The 16,705-nt window shown below is 43.4% G+C and carries 12 protein-coding genes; 6 read left to right on the top strand and 6 right to left on the bottom strand.

Annotation, left to right across the window (positions count from 1 at the left end; translation table 11 throughout):
• Window positions 1–15 precede the first annotated feature (15 nt).
• A complete protein-coding gene (locus I5907_RS10900; protein WP_196990741.1) occupies window positions 16–714 on the top strand; it encodes a response regulator transcription factor in 699 nt (232 codons plus the stop codon).
• Window positions 711–2,093, top strand: coding sequence for an ATP-binding protein (locus I5907_RS10895; RefSeq protein ID WP_196990740.1), 1,383 nt, complete (start codon window positions 711–713; stop codon window positions 2,091–2,093). Before I5907_RS10900 ends, I5907_RS10895 begins: the two co-directional genes overlap by 4 nt.
• 298 nt (window positions 2,094–2,391) lie before the next feature.
• On the opposite strand, the gene I5907_RS10890 is transcribed toward I5907_RS10895, so the two are convergent.
• The 4 genes from I5907_RS10890 to I5907_RS10875 all read right to left on the bottom strand — a co-directional run bounded on the left by I5907_RS10890 (window position 2,392) and on the right by I5907_RS10875 (window position 6,177).
• The gene (locus I5907_RS10890) at window positions 2,392–3,402 is read right to left on the bottom strand and encodes a bestrophin family protein (RefSeq protein WP_196990739.1); all 1,011 of its coding nucleotides are present in this window, start codon (window positions 3,400–3,402) and stop codon (window positions 2,392–2,394) included.
• A gap of 61 nt (window positions 3,403–3,463) precedes the next feature.
• Window positions 3,464–3,952, bottom strand: coding sequence for a hypothetical protein (locus I5907_RS10885; protein ID WP_196990738.1), 489 nt, complete (start codon window positions 3,950–3,952; stop codon window positions 3,464–3,466).
• 168 nt (window positions 3,953–4,120) lie between these two features.
• A complete protein-coding gene (locus I5907_RS10880) occupies window positions 4,121–5,491 on the bottom strand; it encodes a sensor histidine kinase (RefSeq protein ID WP_196990737.1) in 1,371 nt (456 codons plus the stop codon).
• Window positions 5,492–5,499: 8 nt separating this feature from the next.
• Entirely contained in the window at window positions 5,500–6,177 is a 678-nt protein-coding gene (locus tag I5907_RS10875) for a response regulator transcription factor (protein ID WP_196990736.1), read from the bottom strand.
• A 186-nt stretch (window positions 6,178–6,363) separates the two neighbouring features.
• Between I5907_RS10875 and I5907_RS10870 the strand changes: the two genes are divergently transcribed.
• Complete coding sequence (locus tag I5907_RS10870) at window positions 6,364–8,226, top strand: ABC transporter ATP-binding protein (RefSeq protein ID WP_231402024.1); 1,863 nt, start codon at window positions 6,364–6,366, stop codon at window positions 8,224–8,226.
• Window positions 8,227–8,527: 301 nt separating this feature from the next.
• Here the strand turns inward: I5907_RS10870 and I5907_RS10865 are convergent, their stop codons facing one another.
• Both I5907_RS10865 and glmS read right to left on the bottom strand, forming a co-directional pair.
• Window positions 8,528–10,510 (bottom strand): choice-of-anchor X domain-containing protein, encoded by a 1,983-nt coding sequence (locus tag I5907_RS10865; protein WP_196990735.1) that lies wholly within the window; start codon window positions 10,508–10,510, stop codon window positions 8,528–8,530.
• Window positions 10,511–11,002: 492 nt separating this feature from the next.
• On the bottom strand, window positions 11,003–12,838 hold the full coding sequence (glmS, locus tag I5907_RS10860; RefSeq protein WP_196990734.1) for a glutamine--fructose-6-phosphate transaminase (isomerizing): 1,836 nt from the start codon (window positions 12,836–12,838) through the stop codon (window positions 11,003–11,005).
• A gap of 218 nt (window positions 12,839–13,056) precedes the next feature.
• Between glmS and I5907_RS10855 the strand changes: the two genes are divergently transcribed.
• From I5907_RS10855 to I5907_RS10845, 3 genes are all read left to right on the top strand, one after another.
• The gene (locus tag I5907_RS10855; RefSeq protein ID WP_196990733.1) at window positions 13,057–13,656 is read left to right on the top strand and encodes a GNAT family N-acetyltransferase; all 600 of its coding nucleotides are present in this window, start codon (window positions 13,057–13,059) and stop codon (window positions 13,654–13,656) included.
• A 91-nt stretch (window positions 13,657–13,747) separates the two neighbouring features.
• Window positions 13,748–14,932, top strand: coding sequence for a galactokinase (galK, locus tag I5907_RS10850; protein WP_231402023.1), 1,185 nt, complete (start codon window positions 13,748–13,750; stop codon window positions 14,930–14,932).
• Window positions 14,933–15,191: 259 nt separating this feature from the next.
• A complete protein-coding gene (locus tag I5907_RS10845; RefSeq protein WP_196990732.1) occupies window positions 15,192–16,634 on the top strand; it encodes a circularly permuted type 2 ATP-grasp protein in 1,443 nt (480 codons plus the stop codon).
• Window positions 16,635–16,705: the final 71 nt, after the last annotated feature.

Raw genomic sequence — 16,705 nt, 5'->3', positions numbered from 1 at the left:
ATTTTACTCAAGATAATGGAAAACACGTACAGAATCCTTATTGCCGAAGATGAACCAAAACTTGGATTAGTTATTCAGGAAGAACTGACCCGCCAGGGTTACCTGGCAGATATGGCCTACGATGGAGCAGTTGCCGAAAAACTATTTAATCAGCACAATTATTCATTAATTCTTTTAGACATCAACCTTCCTTACAAGAACGGTCTTGCCCTCTGTAAAGAATTCAGGCAGCAGAACAACAAAGTGCCAATTATAATGCTTACCGCATTGGGCGAAATACAGGATAAGGTAGATGCCTTTAGTCTCGGGGCAGATGACTACCTGGTTAAACCTTTTCACTTTGATGAGCTGTTTGCCAGGATAAAAGTGTTCCTGAAAAGGGCGGAGAATACTGCCCAGTTCAGCGACAAAATCAATGTGGGCGACCTTGAGATAGACATGAACAAAAAAACGGTAACCCGGGCAGAAAAAAACATCAACCTTACAGCCAAAGAATTTTCCCTGCTGGTTTTGCTTTCCCGAAACAAAGGAAAAGTGATTTCCAAACAGGAAATAATGGAAAAAGTATGGGAACTGAGTTTTGATACCGGTACCAATACCATAGAAGTATACATTAGCTTTCTACGCAATAAAATCGACAAACCTTTTGAAACCAAGCTTATTCACACAAAACCCGGCTTTGGGTATTATGTGAGGGAGGCTCCTTTATCATGAGAGTACGGCTAAAGTTTGTTATAACTTTAACCCTGATTGTTTGCGCTATACTGGCTGTAGCTTTCCTGATTATTTACACCTTATACGCTCAAAACAGGAAGAAAGATTTTGATAACCGCTTATGGGCACAGGCCTATCGTATGTATAGGGACCATTACAATGTGTCTGACAACAATAAGCAACTGTTATCAAAACTTGCTTATTACCTGGATGGTGCCCCTGCCGAATTCCGCACCGTACTTATCGACAGCGATTACAACGTTATCGAATCGCAACCGGATGACATAGATTTTACCGTTGATACACTGCAGATACAAGCTATACGCGAAGCGCATGAACTGTATTTCATGCAGGGTCAGTCTCAATGCGTTGGGCTTTATTTTGATACGCCCGGCAGAGTTAGCTATGCCATTACTACTGGTTACGATAAATTTGGCATACTACGCCTGAAGTCTTTAAAACTAACCATGATCTATGTGTCTATCGGCGCACTTATCATCATGGCCATTCTTACTTACTTTTTTGTGATGAAGGTCTCCAAACCATTGGTGGCACTAAGTATACAAATGAGAAAAGTAAGTGAAAACAATTTAAAGCAACGTGTACAACTTGGCAAAGGAGACCCGCGGCACAACGAGTTAATAGCTATTGCAAAAAACTTTAACGGCATGCTCGACAGGCTGGAGAGGGCATTTACCATGCAAAAGAATTTTGTGCACCATGCATCGCACGATCTGCGTACGCCGCTGGCTACCATGCTTTCCCAAACAGAATCTGCTTTACGAAGAGAACTTACACCGCAGGAAGCAAGAAAAGTACTGGAGTCTCTTAAAGAAGACCAGCAGGGAATGATCGAACTTACCAATGCGCTGTTGCTGCTCTCCCAGTACGAAAACATTACCTATACAGCAGACTGGCCTGAAATACGGGTAGATGAAGTAATCTATGACTCCATCGCCTCTATGCATAAGATGTTCCCCGGTATTGACATCGCTTTCGAATTTAACCCCGACGAAGTGGAAGAAACACATCTTTACATAAAAGGCAACGAGGTGTTGTTGAGGTCAGCCATGGTGAATCTTCTGAAGAACGGCGTAAAATATTCTGTGGACGGCCACGTAGATATCAGCACACAGATCACAGAATCGAGAATTGTGATCAACTTCGAAAACCGCGGGCCGGTAATGCAACCCGAAGAAGTAGAAAGAATGTTTTTTCCTTTCTTCCGCGGAGAAAATGCACAGACCAAGAAAGGATTTGGGCTTGGTCTTTCCATCGTTAAAAGAATTGTTGAGCTGCATAAATGCCATATCAGCTACGAGGCTATCAACAACAACCTCAATCGTTTTACACTAACTTTCTTTCGCAGGCAATCTTAATTTTTTTGTTACGGGCAGCATAGCGCATGGCATCGCCTGTTGTGTCACTCACTTGTACTTTCTGAACTTTTATCAGCAGCCCACAGGCGAAACATGGTAAATATTACGGCTTGTACCGGCCTGTGGGCAAAACCCGTAAAAAATGTTGATACCATTTGCTTTGGTCTTCGCATTGCTCAATATGGTTTCTGCAGTACAAGAGTGCGACGCAACAGAAGCTCAATGCATATTCAATTGCCGGGTAAATAAAAAAGCGGTCATCATTTGTTGGTGACCGCTTTAAGTTTTGCAGCAGCGTTTACAGAACGTAAAACTGTTTTTCTTCACGCTTGCGATGAACTGATACCACGTAAGTGTTATGCTGCTCATAAATACCAATGCTTTCCTGCACGGCACTTGTATGGGCTTTGGTAGCATCAACTGCATGCCTGGCATTGTACTGCAGTTCATTTCCATACAACTGCATCAGGTTCTTTTCAATACTCTTTGCAATGGTGGTTACGGGTGTATCCGTTGGTTTATTTTCAAAAGGATCCTGCAGGTGTATTGCCATTTTTTCAATAAGCAAAAAACACGCAGAAATAGCAACGACGAGCGGCACTTCTACAAAACCAAAATATTCGATTACACTAAAAGGCAGCAATGCAATAAACAACATTAGTGCAAGATGTATGTATAAGCTGTAAGTAACCGGGAAAACGGTGTTCTTGATCCTCTCGCACTTACCCATGGAATCGCACAAACGCGAAAGCGTTCTGTCAAGTTCTACCTGCTGAAAACGGTTGATCCAGCCACTTTCCAACGCCAGTTTTATATCCCGGCCCATCAGGTCCATCAATGCTGAGGGAATATTATCAATTCCACGTACATATTCCAGCTCTTTCCTGTTGAGGTATTTTTCAAGACCTTTATCTACCTCTTCTTCCCGTAAATGTCTGCCCAATGCATAGCACCAGGCTATCTGCCGGCGTATGACTCTTTCTTTAAATGCATCTACTTCGTCGCCGTCATAACTATCATAGGTAAAAGACATTATTTGTCTGGCAAGCGATCGCGAATCGTTTACTATTGCACCCCATATATGCCTTGCCTCCCACCACCTGTCGTAAGCCTGGTTACTTCTAAAACCGAGAAGTAATGATATTACGGTGCCCAGCACAGCCGGTACTGCAAGCGGAATAGTAATTCTTGTAAAATGATACGAGTTGTACGCAAAAGCAATGAGTGTTGCGTATAACGCAATAACAACAATTTCATACCTGATCTTGCCAAATACATACTTAAAAGGAACATTTTTTTTTAACAGCATTGTTGATGATTTAACCGACCCCTTCAATAATCTTTTCCGACAGCATATGCAATGTTGTTTACTAATTCAACTCCATTTGCGGTTTTGAAAGTGTAATTACATTGAATTCGTTCTGCTTTCTTACCGGTTTAAAATCATTCAATACAGGTATGCCTGCTTTGTTAAAAAAAAGCGTTGGGTTTACACTGCGTTCATGTACCTTAAGATGCACATAATCATCAGGACAGATGATCGCATCAACATCATTTGCATCTACAAAATTTCTAAATACGGCTGCTGTGCTGCCATGCATACATTTAAAACCTATTTTTCCAATTGCTTTGGGATGTTGGTCCTTTAGCTGTTTGCACGCCTGCCGGAAATCATCTGTAAGTAACTCGTTATATGGCTGCCTGGCTGATTTTGTAAAAATATCCTGCACATAAAAAGGAATTTCAAAAGCATGGAACAGGATAATGTTCACAGGTTTTCTGTCAATAAACTGTATTACCTGGTTAACTGTAGTGGTAAATGATGTAGTAAAATCAGTTGGAATTAATATGTTTGCCATAATCTTCTTTTATACTACAAAATTGATACAGCAGCATTAAGTCTGCTTAAGAGCAAAATGAGAAGATAATTAGAAGTGTGTTAGAAAGAGATTAGAAAAGCCGAGCTTTTTAAAATCTGTTTACAGGTTACGGGCATTATTGCTTCAGGAGATTCAACAGTCAACATTTCAGGTGGTTGCCAGGGGTAAAACTACTTTTACTTTACTGCCGATATTTACCTTGGAATCTATTTCTATTCTTCCTTTGTGTAAGCGTATAATGTTATTAGATAAAGGCATGCCGATGCCATAGCCTTCGTAACCGCCGGTGTTCGAAGCCCTGAAAAAAGGGTCATAGATATGCTTGATCTCCGTTTCCGGAATACCAATTCCCCTGTCTATAATTGTGATCTCTGCACGCTCGCTTTCGATGGCCAGATCAATTGTGACATCGCCGCTGGAATACTTGCAGGCGTTTAAAACAATATTACCGATGGCTATTTTCAGCAGATCATAGTTTCCCTGTATTACATGATCATTGCCTCTTTCGAGAATATCGGAAAAAACAACTTTAATGCGGTTATTGCCCATCCACGAGCCCATACTTTCTTTTATATCTACCAGCAACTGTTCTATGTGTACAACTTCCCAGGTTTGTTTTTTCCCGTCAAAACCGGTGTGTGCAAGGGATAGCAGGCCTTTGGTCAGGTGCTGAAGCTTTTCTGCCTGCAGGATTATATTGTTCAGGCTTTGCTGGTATGCTTCAGGCGTTCTTTCTTTTGACAGCGCATAATCCGCTTCTGCAACAATTGCCGTAAGCGGTGTTCTTAATTCGTGTGATGCGTTGCTGATAAAGTTATTCTGTGTTTCAAAAGCAGTTTCCAGCCTGTCCAGCATGTTATTAAAAGTCTTGATCAGTTCGGCCACCTCATCAGTGCCTTCCTGGTTTTCCAGCCTCAGGTGCAGGTTTACTTCACTGATGTCTTTTACGCGGTTTGTTATCAACCTGAATGGTTGAAAAGTTTTGTTGGCAAAATAGCGGCCTACTGCATAAATGAAAATCACTGACACGATAAAAGTAATGATCAGAATACTGCGCAGGTGCATCATCAGTTCACTTACATAAGGGTTTGTGGCAGATTTTATTACGAGGAAGTCACCGGTTTCATCCGGGTAAAACAAACCTGCATAGTGCCTGTTCTTATCCCTGTAATAAACAGTGCCACCTTTAGCATCAAAAATATTCTTCAGGTAACTGAGCGGCAGATTTTTTGGCGAATCTTTTATCGGCTTCCCGGTGGTATCTACCTGCACAACAAAAGCTTTTTCATCAATCAGGCGTTCAAGATATTGGCGTTGTATTTCTGCAAATGCTTCAGTGGATACATGATCCTTCTCAAACCTGAACTTGGTGGATATTCTTGCCCTTAGTTCAAGCCTTTTGTAGAAATCGTTGTGTGCAAAGTTGTCTGAGAAATAGTAGATCGTAATACTAAGTACAAGAAATACGCCCGCAGTTATAATGGTAAAGAGAATAGTTGTCTTCGTTTGAATTTTCATGGCAAACCTTATGTTGTCTTAAGCATATAACCCATTCCAATTACTGTATGAATCAACTTTTGATCGGGTCTTTTGTCGATCTTTTTACGAAGGTAATTTACGTACACATCAACCACGTTCGTACCCATATTAAAATCAATTCCCCACACTTTTTCAAGGATCTCTATACGGGATAAAACTTTGTTTTTGTTCCTCACAAAATACTCCAGCAGCCTGAATTCTGTCGATGTAAGACTAACAGGTTCGTTATGCTGGGTAACTGTTTTAGCGTTGAAATCAATCACAATATCGCTGATATGAAAAACATCTTCCTCTTTAAGCGTTATTTGTTTGCGCCTGTGCAAAGACCTGAGCCTTGCTTCCAGTTCTGCAAATTTGAAAGGCTTCACCAGGTAATCGTCGCCACCTGCATTAAGACCGGCTACAATGTTTTCGGTTGTGCTCAATGCCGTTAAAAACAACACTGGCGTGTAAACCCCGTGCTCACGTAAACGCTTGCAGAGTTCCATCCCGTTCATTCCGGGCAGCATAATATCTATCATCAGCACATCAAACTCATTCGCGGCGGCCAGCTGGAAACCAACAATGCCATCTGGCGCAATGGTAATGCTGTAACCATTTTCAGTAAGGCCTTTATTAACAACAGATGCTATACTTGGCTCATCCTCTACAAGAAGTACTTTCATAATGCGGTAGTTGTGTTCAACACTTTTGCAACAATATTCCTGCGCAGTTGTTCTAAAAATATAGAATTAATCACAGGTGATTACTAATAAAACGCTAAATGAAACACATACGTTTATGACGAATATTGCGAAAGTACATGCTCCAGTTCCAGCAAATAGCTTTTCCGGATATATTAACTTTACGGCATGAGCAAGAGTACCGTTAGAATGGCACGTGAAAAAAGACCCGCAAATCAAAATACTGTTCCAACACCCTCTTTAAAAGAAAAGTTTGCAGCACTCAGTAATCTTCCCCGCTTCTTTAAACTTGTTTGGCAAACAAACCGCTGGTATACCATTTTAAATGCAATACTCCGCCTGTTGCGGTCGGCAATACCTGTCTCCATGTTGTACATTGGAAAACTGATCATTGACGAAGTGGTATTGTTAAGCAAAACCGCGGTGGCCGACCAATCACACTTATGGACATTGGTTGCAGCAGAATTTGCACTCGCCATTGTTGCAGATGCATTAAGCAGGGCCACCACACTTGTTGACAGCTTACTTGGCGATCTGTTTAACAACCATACTTCCGTAAAGATTATGGAACATGCGGCCATGCTCGACCTTGACCAGTTTGAAGATTCCAATTTTTACGATAAGCTGGAACGTGCCCGCCAGCAAACGGTCGGCAGAACAATCCTGTTATCACAGGTATTAACACAGGTACAGGATCTGATCACCATGGTGTTTTTAGCAGCAGGCCTTATGGCCTTCAATCCCTGGCTTATCCTTCTGCTCATTATCGCGATCGTACCTGCATTCGTGGGAGAATCTTACTTCAATGACCGCAGCTACGCTTTAACCCGTGGGCAAACACCTGAGCGGCGTGAGCTTGATTACATACGATATATTGGCGCCAGTGATGAAACGGCAAAAGAAGTAAAGCTCTTCGACCTCTCCGGCTTCCTGGTAAACCGTTTCAAAACGCTCAGCACAAAATTCTACACAGACAATAAAAAATTATCTACCAAAAGAGCAGGCTGGGGAACTTTTCTTGCATTTATTGGCAGCGCGGGTTATTATGCTGCATACATGGCCATTATTGCACAAACGATAAAAGGAAGTATAAGTATTGGTACACTTACTTTTCTGGCAGGCTCATTCAGGCAACTAAGAAGCTTGCTCGAAAATATTCTCAGCCGCTTTACCAGCGTATCCCAGGGTGCCATTTACCTGAGAGATTTTTTTGAGTTTTTCGAAATAAAGCCCAGGATATTTACGCCAAAAAAGCCGGTGCCTTTTCCTGCAACAATTCAACAAGGCTTTGTTTTTGAAAATGTCGGTTTTAAATACCATAACAGTACCAACTGGGCAAACAGGCACCTGAATTTTACTTTGCATGCAGGAGAAAAACTAGCCCTTGTAGGTGAAAACGGTGCAGGTAAAACAACACTGGTAAAATTGCTGGCAAGATTATATGACCCTTCAGAAGGGCGCATATTACTGGATGGTATAGACCTGCGCGACTATGATCTTTTTGAGTTACGCAAAGGCATAGGCGTTATATTCCAGGATTACCTGCGGTACCAGATGAGTTTTTCTCAAAACATTGCGGTGGGCAACATTGATGAAATGGATAACCGGGCACTCATTGAACAAAGTGCCGCCAAAAGTCTTGCGAGCTTACTTGCAGCAAAACTACCCAATAAATACGACCAGGCACTTGGCCGAAGATTTAACAACGGCGTAGAACTTAGCGGCGGTGAGTGGCAAAAGGTTGCGCTTGCACGTGCCTACATGAAAGACGCACAATTGCTGATTCTTGATGAGCCCACCAGCGCACTGGATGCACGTGCAGAATATGAAGTTTTTCAGCGCTTTGCCGAGCTTACCAAAGGCAAAAGCGCAGTGCTTATCTCCCACCGCTTTTCCACGGTACGCATGGCAGACCGCATTCTGGTGCTGGAAAAAGGCCAGCTACTGGAAATCGGCAGCCACGAAGAATTGCTTGCTTTGAATGGGCGGTATGCGGAGCTTTTTCATTTACAGGCCAAAGGCTACAGGTAGCTTTCTTTTGGAGCCGGGCTAATCAACATCATGCATCTTCCGTTGCGTCGCACACTTGTACGCAGGCAACATTGAGCAACTGCAGTCTGCGGATTTAACATACCGATATTTCCTGTAGTTCCGGAGGTTCGTATGGCACACCATGTTAAAAGCTTTCGCTTCGATCTTCGCGTTTGCTCACCCGTGTTGTTGCCGCTGAAGTGAGTGACACAACCGGTGTTCAATAGTAGTAATACAGCTGGCTACACATATAAAAAAACCGGCCATTAATGGCCGGCTCTCTATAATTTATCAAATGCTGTTAATGCACTGCGTGTACCGGTTTAAACATAAGCTCATTTCTTATTGCAAACACACTTAATGCTGCACATGGCGGGGACAATGCAAAGTCTTTCAGGTCTTTTGCCCTTCTTAAAATGTCGTTGAACATTCTTACAGAATTTGCTGCTCCACCTCTGTTGGCCGCATCTTTAATCATCATGCTGTCATTAGACGGGTTATTGTCGAAATCTACTGCACCGCCACGGCCTGCCGTACCGGCAAGGAAACCCGAAAGCGTTGCTTTGGTGCCAAACATTACCGGATCTACATGGGTAAAGAACGTTTGTACCTCACCTGCATGACAACCCGTGCAGGTATTGAGCGAGAATACGTGCCGTGTGGTAGTGTTTGTAATACGCGCCGGCCCGGTTTCCTGTACACCATCCCAGTGATATGGCTGGATGGGAACGCCAACAGGTGTATCAAGAATCTGGTTGTGACCACCAAGGAAAAATTTACCGCCCGTTAATGTATCCGGCACTGTATAGTTATCCTTATTGATGCCTGCTTTATTTGCGTTTACCCAATCTACCATTGCCCTTACGTCAGGGTTATCAACCTGGGCATTGTATTTATCCTGCGGTATCTGTGCTACTTTTCTTTGCGTTAATGAACGGGGCGAACCGATAAGGCCAAACTCCCTGAACTCCCAACGTCTTGGTGCATTGGTGGGTGCAAATTCCCGCTCATTTGTCCTGATTGAATTGAGGCTGGTATTACCGGCGCGGTTACCGGTTCCCCATAAAGCAAACTGGTCTGTAATGGCCTGCAGTGCAGCATTGTACTGGCTACTGCCCAGTGTAAAGTTCTTCAGGTTAAACCACTGCAGCGCCCAGTTTTGCAAACTGTCGCAATCATTTGGTTTGGGAATGCCGTATTCTACGACGAAAGTCATTTCGAGCGGGCGGGAACAGTCGCTTGCGATGGCACAGAAAGTAAATCTGCCCTCGCCGGCAGGAATGCCTGCTGCACGCTCCCTAATATCAAAACGGTTAACGATGGATGTTAACTTAAACGGAGCAAAACGCATATCTAGCTGGCCTTGTGGCGCACCTGCATTGCTGCTTTTGGTAAGCCATGGGTTAATGATCTTTTGTGTGATTAGTGCCCTTGCAGGTACAGTATCTCCGTTGATGATTTTTCTAACTGTCCAGCTATTCAGCCAGTTTCTTACAAAGGTAGAAAGTTCTGCATCTGTAGGATCTGTAGTTGACTTTGTCTTAGCCAGGTTTTTCATAATGGTTTTGAAAGTCCAGGCGCCATTTACATTCCCGGTTTGCGTGCAGTAATTCCACGTCCTGGCGGGATCTTCTACTACCGACAGGTCTGTTATGAATATACAATTTGCGCGTACAGAATCGATGAGGTTGTTTGTACCACCTATCAGGTTAGCAATGGAAACAGGTTGATTGGCGTCGAGCTTTTGCGTTTCAAAGGGCTCCACCAGGCAATCTTCTCTTTTTTTCATTTCCCTGCCTGTAAACTGCACCTGGTATTTATCCTGGCGCATTTCTTTGTCGAGGCGCAGGGCTTCTTTCCTGAAAAGGCTCACATCCGTACTGATCCTGGCAGTAAAGATTCCATCTCCGGCAACCTTATCGTCATTGGTGCCATCGTCTTTCAGCACTACATAGTTGCCACCATAATCTACCTTGATAGCCTGCCCGCTGTAGTCTGCAAATGAGTAAACAGCCATAATCAGCAAATGCTGGTTATCGCCGGGAATTTTTTGCACCAAAACATCCTGTGCAGGCGGCGCTTTGTCTACACCGGCGGTAAAGTCACTTTCATCTGCAAGCATTGCAGCCAACATGCTTTCATTTTGCATGATGTTGTTTACAGCTTCGTTGAAAGCAGCAGGATTATACGATGGTTTACTTTTTCCTGTTCTGTTCCAGGCAGTTGTGGTAAGAATAGCAGCGGTAATGATGATCAGCACCAGAACCTGTTTCGATTTTCTCATAATGAAGGGCTTTTATCTTTGGATTAAATGCAGCCAGCGGCTCGTGATACATTTAGCCATAATCATTCCATTTTTTTGACAATAACTTTTAAACACGGATATGTATTGGGAAAAAAAATTTCAGCAATCATTATATGTCTTTCCCGTATAGTCTAACGCTAAAGCCTTTCCTTCGCTGCTAACAACAGTTCGTATGTTGCAATTAGTGGAAATGCAATAACTGGCTATATGTACGAAATATTCAATCATTCCGTTTGGATATAAAACTATCTTCTGAAACAAGCAAAACGTTGCAGCATTGTTTTACATAAAGTGCCGGTTAGCAGGCTCAACCGCGGGCAAGCGTTTAAACCATATGCACATAAATTAAAAAGGTTCGGGAAGGAGGCGGCAGGTAATCCTGTAAATATACCACAAAAAACAGAAGGATGTTAAAACAAGTGCTGCCTTATGCAGGAAACACTTGTTTCAATTGGAAAACACCGGTGAACACTACTCAACCGTTACACTTTTTGCCAGGTTTCTTGGCTTATCTACATCGTAGCCTTTTGCAACGCCGATGTAATAGGCCAGCAATTGCAATGGTATTGTACTTATGATCGGAGCAACGATCTCATCTGCCTGTGGCAATTCGAATATATCATCAGCAATAGCGGCAGAAACAGTATCTCCTTCAGTGATCAGTGCAATGACTTTTCCTTTTCGTGCCTTGATCTCCTGCATGTTGCTTACAACTTTTTCGTGGTAAGAATCCTTAGTGGCCACAAATACAACCGGTAGCGTTTCAGTAACAAGTGCGATAGGACCGTGTTTCATTTCTGCAGCAGGATAACCTTCTGCATGTATATATGAAATTTCTTTCAGCTTTAGTGCGCCTTCCAGTGCAATCGGGAAGTTGTAGCCGCGACCAAGGTATAGTGCGTCTGATGCGTCTTTGTACTTTTCTGCAAGCGCTTTTACCTCGTCTGCTTTCTCTAAGACCAGCTCTACCTTTTCCGGTATGGCAGCCAGTTCCTGGCAAAGGTGCATATACCTTTCAGTACTTACAGAACCTTTATCATGCGCTATTTTAAGTGCAACCATGGTAAGAACCGTGAGCTGTGCAGTGAATGCTTTGGTACTCGCCACACCAATTTCAGGACCGGCATGCGTATAAGCCCCGGCATGTGATTTTCGCGAAATAGATGACCCCACTACGTTTACGATACCGAGGATAATGGCGCCCTGCTCTTTTGCATTTTCTATTGCCACCAATGTATCTGCTGTCTCGCCACTCTGCGATATGGCTACAATAACGTCGCCTTTGTGTATAATAGGGTTTCTGTACCTGAACTCAGATGCATATTCCACTTCTACCGGTATGCGGCACAACTCTTCAATAATGTACTCAGCTACCAGGCCCGCATGCCAGCTGGTACCGCAAGCCAGGATAATGATGCGCTGCGCATTCATGATCTGCTGAGCATATTGATCTATACCGCTTAAGATAACTTTTCCTTTGCCCGCATCTAACCGGCCTCTTAAACAATCGTAGATGGTCTGTGGCTGCTCGAAAATTTCTTTGAGCATAAAATGATCGTACCCGCCTTTTTCAATTGCTGCCAGCTCCATATCGAGCCTGGTTATGAAAGGTGTCTGTTTTTCATTACCAAGGTTTTTCAAAATCAGTTCATCTGGTCTTACGATTGCTATTTCATAGTCATTTACGTATACCACTTCTTTTGTGTACTCGATGATGGGAGAAGCATCGCTGGCCAGGAAATGTTCATCTTTACCAATACCAATGACCAGCGGGCTGCCTTTGCGGGCTGCGATGATCGTTTCGGGGTCGTCTTTGTGTATTAGTAACAAACAATATGCACCCACTACCCTTCTTAAAGCAATACGCAGTGCTTCTTCCAGCGTACAATCATTGTTTTGCTGAATGTCATCAATAAAATTGAGTAGTACTTCTGTGTCGGTATCACTTTTGAATTTGTAACCTTTTGCGAGCAAATCTTTTTTCAGCTTGTCGTAGTTTTCGATAATGCCGTTGTGAATCATAGCAATATTGCCGCTTTGAGAAACATGCGGATGTGCATTTCGGTCGCTGGGTTCTCCGTGTGTGGCCCACCGTGTATGACCAATACCTATATGACCACTAAGGTTCTCACCCATTGCCGCTTCTTCAAGGTCTGTAACCCGGCCTTTCTTTTTATATACTTTAAGCCCTTCATTGATCAGTGCAACGCCTGCGCTATCGTAACCACGATATTCCAGTCTTTTTAGTCCTTTTATTACTACCGGGTAGGCCTGTCTTTTACCTGTGTATCCTACAATTCCACACATAAGCTAAATGTTTAAATTGCGGCAAATTTCCTGAATTTTATTTGTTTTACCGGTTTCAACAACTTTTACCCGCAGCAGGCGCGAAAAAATATTAACGGAATAGCACCGGCGTGCTGAATATTGCTACTACAGTACAAGTGTGCGACGCAACAAAAGTTTAACAGCATTACAGGTGCCGGTAACACAACCATTATAACGGGCGATAATAAAACCAGTTTATGATACTATTTAACGGTAACCATGATTACCTGCTCGAAAACGAACGTGTATTACTGAGACCACTGCAACAGGATGACCATACTTTTTTGCTGCCTTTTGCACTGCACGAACCCGATACATGGCAATATTCGCTTGTATCTGCCGCGGGTAGCGAAGGGCTTGCCACATACATACAAACAGCACTGGCAGCCAGGGAACGCGGTACAGAATACCCTTTTATTGTGTTTGATAAAAGGACAAACGAATATGCCGGTTCAACAAGATTTTATGATATTAACCTGCCTTTCAAAACGCTGCAGCTAGGTTACACCTGGTATGGAGAACGGTTCAGGGGCACTGGTCTTAACAAACACTGTAAATACCTGTTACTGCAATTTGCTTTTGAAGATCTTGGGCTTGAGCGGGTGGAATTCAGGGCAGACAATGACAATGCCACCAGTATTGCAGCCATGAAAAGTATAGGGTGCAAAGTAGACGGCATTTTAAGAGCCAATATGCCCAAAAGAGCAGGTGGCCGGCGTGATTCTATTGTATTGAGCATGCTAAAAGAAGAATGGCAGACCGAGGTTAAAGCCGCGCTTGCGGCCAAACTTGACTAGTTTTTATGTAATATTTACACGAATCAATACATTTGTACACCTGCGTAAACGTTTACGCAGTTTTTCGCGCAATCATTTTTATAGCCTATTTATGAGTAATGCAGGCCAGCGCTACAGTGTAGCAGCCCAACACGCCATTCCGGCAATGCTGGAAAAATTTATATACGAGCATAGCATTGTTACGAGGTCTCCCGGCCGCATCAACCTGATTGGTGAACATACAGATTATAATAACGGCTTTGTATTGCCTGCAGCCATAGATAAAGCAGCCTGGATTGCACTTACGCCAAGGACAGATAATGAGATTAACCTTACTTCTATAGACCTGGATGAAACCTGCCATACAACTACCACACGTCTTATACCTTCTCAGAAACATGCCTGGTACGATTATATACTGGGCGTGGTTGACCAGTTTCAAAAGAACGGTATTGCAGTAAGCGGTTTCGATGCGGCGCTTACAGCCGATATACCTATCGGTGCAGGTCTCTCTTCTTCAGCCGCCATAGAATGCGCCGTAGCATTTGCCCTGAATGAATGGCTGCAATGTGGCCTCGGAAAAATTGAACTCGTTAAAATAGCGCAGAAAGCAGAGAATGATTACGTGGGTTTGCAATGTGGCATTATGGATATGTTTGCCAGTGTATTTGGGACTGCCGACCATGTAATCAAACTCGACTGCAGAACACTGGAGTATAAATATGAGCCCTTTAAGCTGGACGGTTATAAAATTGTACTGTTCGACACGAATGTTAAACATACACTTGCCTCATCGCAGTACAATGTAAGAAGACAACAGTGCGAAATGGGCGTGGCACTCATACAACAACACATACCTTTTGTGCACAGCCTGCGCGACGTAACCAAAAGCATGCTGCAGCAGTATGTACAACGGTTTGATGAGGAAGTGTACCGCCGTTGCCTTTACGTGGTAGAAGAAACAGAACGGCTGCAACAGGCATGCCTTGATCTTGAAAACAACGACATCAAAGCCTTTGGTGCAAAAATGTTCGAAACTCATGAAGGCCTCAGCACCATGTATGAAGTAAGCTGCGCAGAGCTCGATTTCCTGGTAGATTTTGTAAAAGACAACGACGCCGTACCCGGAGCAAGAATGATGGGTGGCGGCTTTGGCGGCTGCACTATTAACATCATTGCCAGCGAAGCAATCGAGACACTTACGGCCCAGCTTAAACCGGCCTATGAAGCAGCCATGCGCAAAGAACTAAAAATTTATATAGCACAAATAGGCGCTGGTACAGGTATCATAAAATAATATTTGGTTACCGGCAGCAGCACTTTGTTCAGCACCTGTTGTGTCACTCACTTGTACTGTAGAAACTTTACTGAACTACAGCGATCCTCCCTTACCTGCCTGTTACTTTCACTGCGTCGCGATTATTGTATCTAAAAAAAATAGATACACAGCGTTACCTAAAAATTAAACTATTATCATTTATTCTTATATTGAGCAGGTAAAGGGTTGCCTGCCATGTTTTATGGAGTGTAACCCTTTTGCTTTTTAAACAGTGCTTATGATTGAAAACTTTTTGCAGGATTACAATTGCGCCGATGGAATATGGGATGAAATGTGCCATAAGAAAGCAGTGCGGGAACCATACAATAAAGTGTTTAGTGCACTGCAGAACCTGCAGGTGAATGATCTTCACCTGAAAGACAGGCTTGCAGGTGAGCTGTTCATGAACCAGGGCATTACATTCACGGTATACAGCGATAATGCAGGCATCGAAAGGATCTTCCCGTTTGATATTATTCCCCGCATTATAACCGGCAAAGAGTGGGACCACATTGAAAAAGGTATACAGCAAAGGCTGAAAGCACTTAATCTTTTCCTGAAAGATATTTACAGTGAGCAGCAGATTGTAAAAGAGGGTGTAATTCCTGCAGCGCTTATTGCATCCTGCCCGCATTACCTGCGCGAGGTGCATGGCATAAAAGTACCGCATGATATATATGTTCACATTTCCGGTATTGATCTTATCCGCGGAGATGATGGCACATTTTACATACTGGAAGATAATCTTCGTACGCCATCAGGCGTAAGTTACATGCTCGAAAACAGGGAAGTGACCAAACGTATTTTCCCGGACATGATTGCGTCTAACAAAGTACGCATGATCAACAACTACCCGGTTTTGCTGCACCAGATATTGTTGTCTATGGCGCCGCAGCAGATTTCTAACCCTACCGTTGTATTGCTAACACCGGGTATTTACAATTCAGCTTATTATGAACATACCTTCCTGGCAAGGCAAATGGGTATTTCGCTTGTAGAGGGCAGAGACCTGGTAGTAGATAACCACAAAGTGTTCATGAAAACAACCAGCGGCCTCGAGCAGGTACATGTTATTTACCGACGCATAGATGATGAATTTCTCGATCCGCTTATGTTCAGGCAAGACAGCGTACTGGGTGTGCCAGGCATTATGAACGCTTACCGAAAAGGTAACGTGGCCATAGCAAATGCTGTAGGCAACGGCGTTGCAGACGATAAAGCCGTGTACGCTTATGTACCCGCCATGATCAGATATTATTTAAATGAAGAACCCATATTGCCCAATGTTCCCACTTACCAGCTGAGCGATGACGAACAACGGGAATATGTATTTAACAACATCGGTAAAATGGTTATTAAACGTACCAACCAAAGCGGCGGTTATGGTATGATCATGGGTCATTCGATTGAAGAAGAAGAATGGCAGAAAGCAAAAACCGTTATTGAAGCAGATACCAGAAGTTTTATTGCACAGCCGATTATCCAGTTATCAACAGTGCCCTGTTTCATTGACGGAAAATTCAGGCCGCGCCATGTAGATTTAAGACCTTACGCACTTTGCGGGCCCGGTGGTGTAAAAATAGTACCAGGCGGTCTTACCCGTGTAGCCCTGCGAGAAGGCTCGCTGGTGGTAAATTCATCGCAGGGTGGCGGCAGTAAAGACACATGGATCATCGATTAACATATATTGCTGCTGTTGTTGCCTGTAACAGGTTTGTACGGTACAATGCACTGTTCAAACGGCAGTACGCA

Source organism: Panacibacter microcysteis, from assembly GCF_015831355.1.
In the GTDB taxonomy this organism is placed as follows: domain Bacteria; phylum Bacteroidota; class Bacteroidia; order Chitinophagales; family Chitinophagaceae; genus Panacibacter; species Panacibacter microcysteis.
The sequence above is the reverse complement of the archived record's forward strand: the minus strand, read 5'-3'. Positions and strand labels throughout refer to the sequence as shown.

What these genes read in the sequence shown, in the direction of transcription:
- I5907_RS10900 (WP_196990741.1), top strand. Translation starts at nt 16, where the DNA reads ATGGAAAACACGTACAGAATCCTTATTGCCGAAGATGAACCAAAACTT.
- I5907_RS10895 (WP_196990740.1), top strand. Translation starts at nt 711, where the DNA reads ATGAGAGTACGGCTAAAGTTTGTTATAACTTTAACCCTGATTGTTTGC.
- I5907_RS10890 (WP_196990739.1), bottom strand. Translation starts at nt 3,402, where the DNA reads ATGCTGTTAAAAAAAAATGTTCCTTTTAAGTATGTATTTGGCAAGATC.
- I5907_RS10885 (WP_196990738.1), bottom strand. Translation starts at nt 3,952, where the DNA reads ATGGCAAACATATTAATTCCAACTGATTTTACTACATCATTTACCACT.
- I5907_RS10880 (WP_196990737.1), bottom strand. Translation starts at nt 5,491, where the DNA reads ATGAAAATTCAAACGAAGACAACTATTCTCTTTACCATTATAACTGCG.
- I5907_RS10875 (WP_196990736.1), bottom strand. Translation starts at nt 6,177, where the DNA reads ATGAAAGTACTTCTTGTAGAGGATGAGCCAAGTATAGCATCTGTTGTT.
- I5907_RS10870 (WP_231402024.1), top strand. Translation starts at nt 6,364, where the DNA reads ATGAGCAAGAGTACCGTTAGAATGGCACGTGAAAAAAGACCCGCAAAT.
- I5907_RS10865 (WP_196990735.1), bottom strand. Translation starts at nt 10,510, where the DNA reads ATGAGAAAATCGAAACAGGTTCTGGTGCTGATCATCATTACCGCTGCT.
- glmS (WP_196990734.1), bottom strand. Translation starts at nt 12,838, where the DNA reads ATGTGTGGAATTGTAGGATACACAGGTAAAAGACAGGCCTACCCGGTA.
- I5907_RS10855 (WP_196990733.1), top strand. Translation starts at nt 13,057, where the DNA reads ATGATACTATTTAACGGTAACCATGATTACCTGCTCGAAAACGAACGT.
- galK (WP_231402023.1), top strand. Translation starts at nt 13,748, where the DNA reads ATGAGTAATGCAGGCCAGCGCTACAGTGTAGCAGCCCAACACGCCATT.
- I5907_RS10845 (WP_196990732.1), top strand. Translation starts at nt 15,192, where the DNA reads ATGATTGAAAACTTTTTGCAGGATTACAATTGCGCCGATGGAATATGG.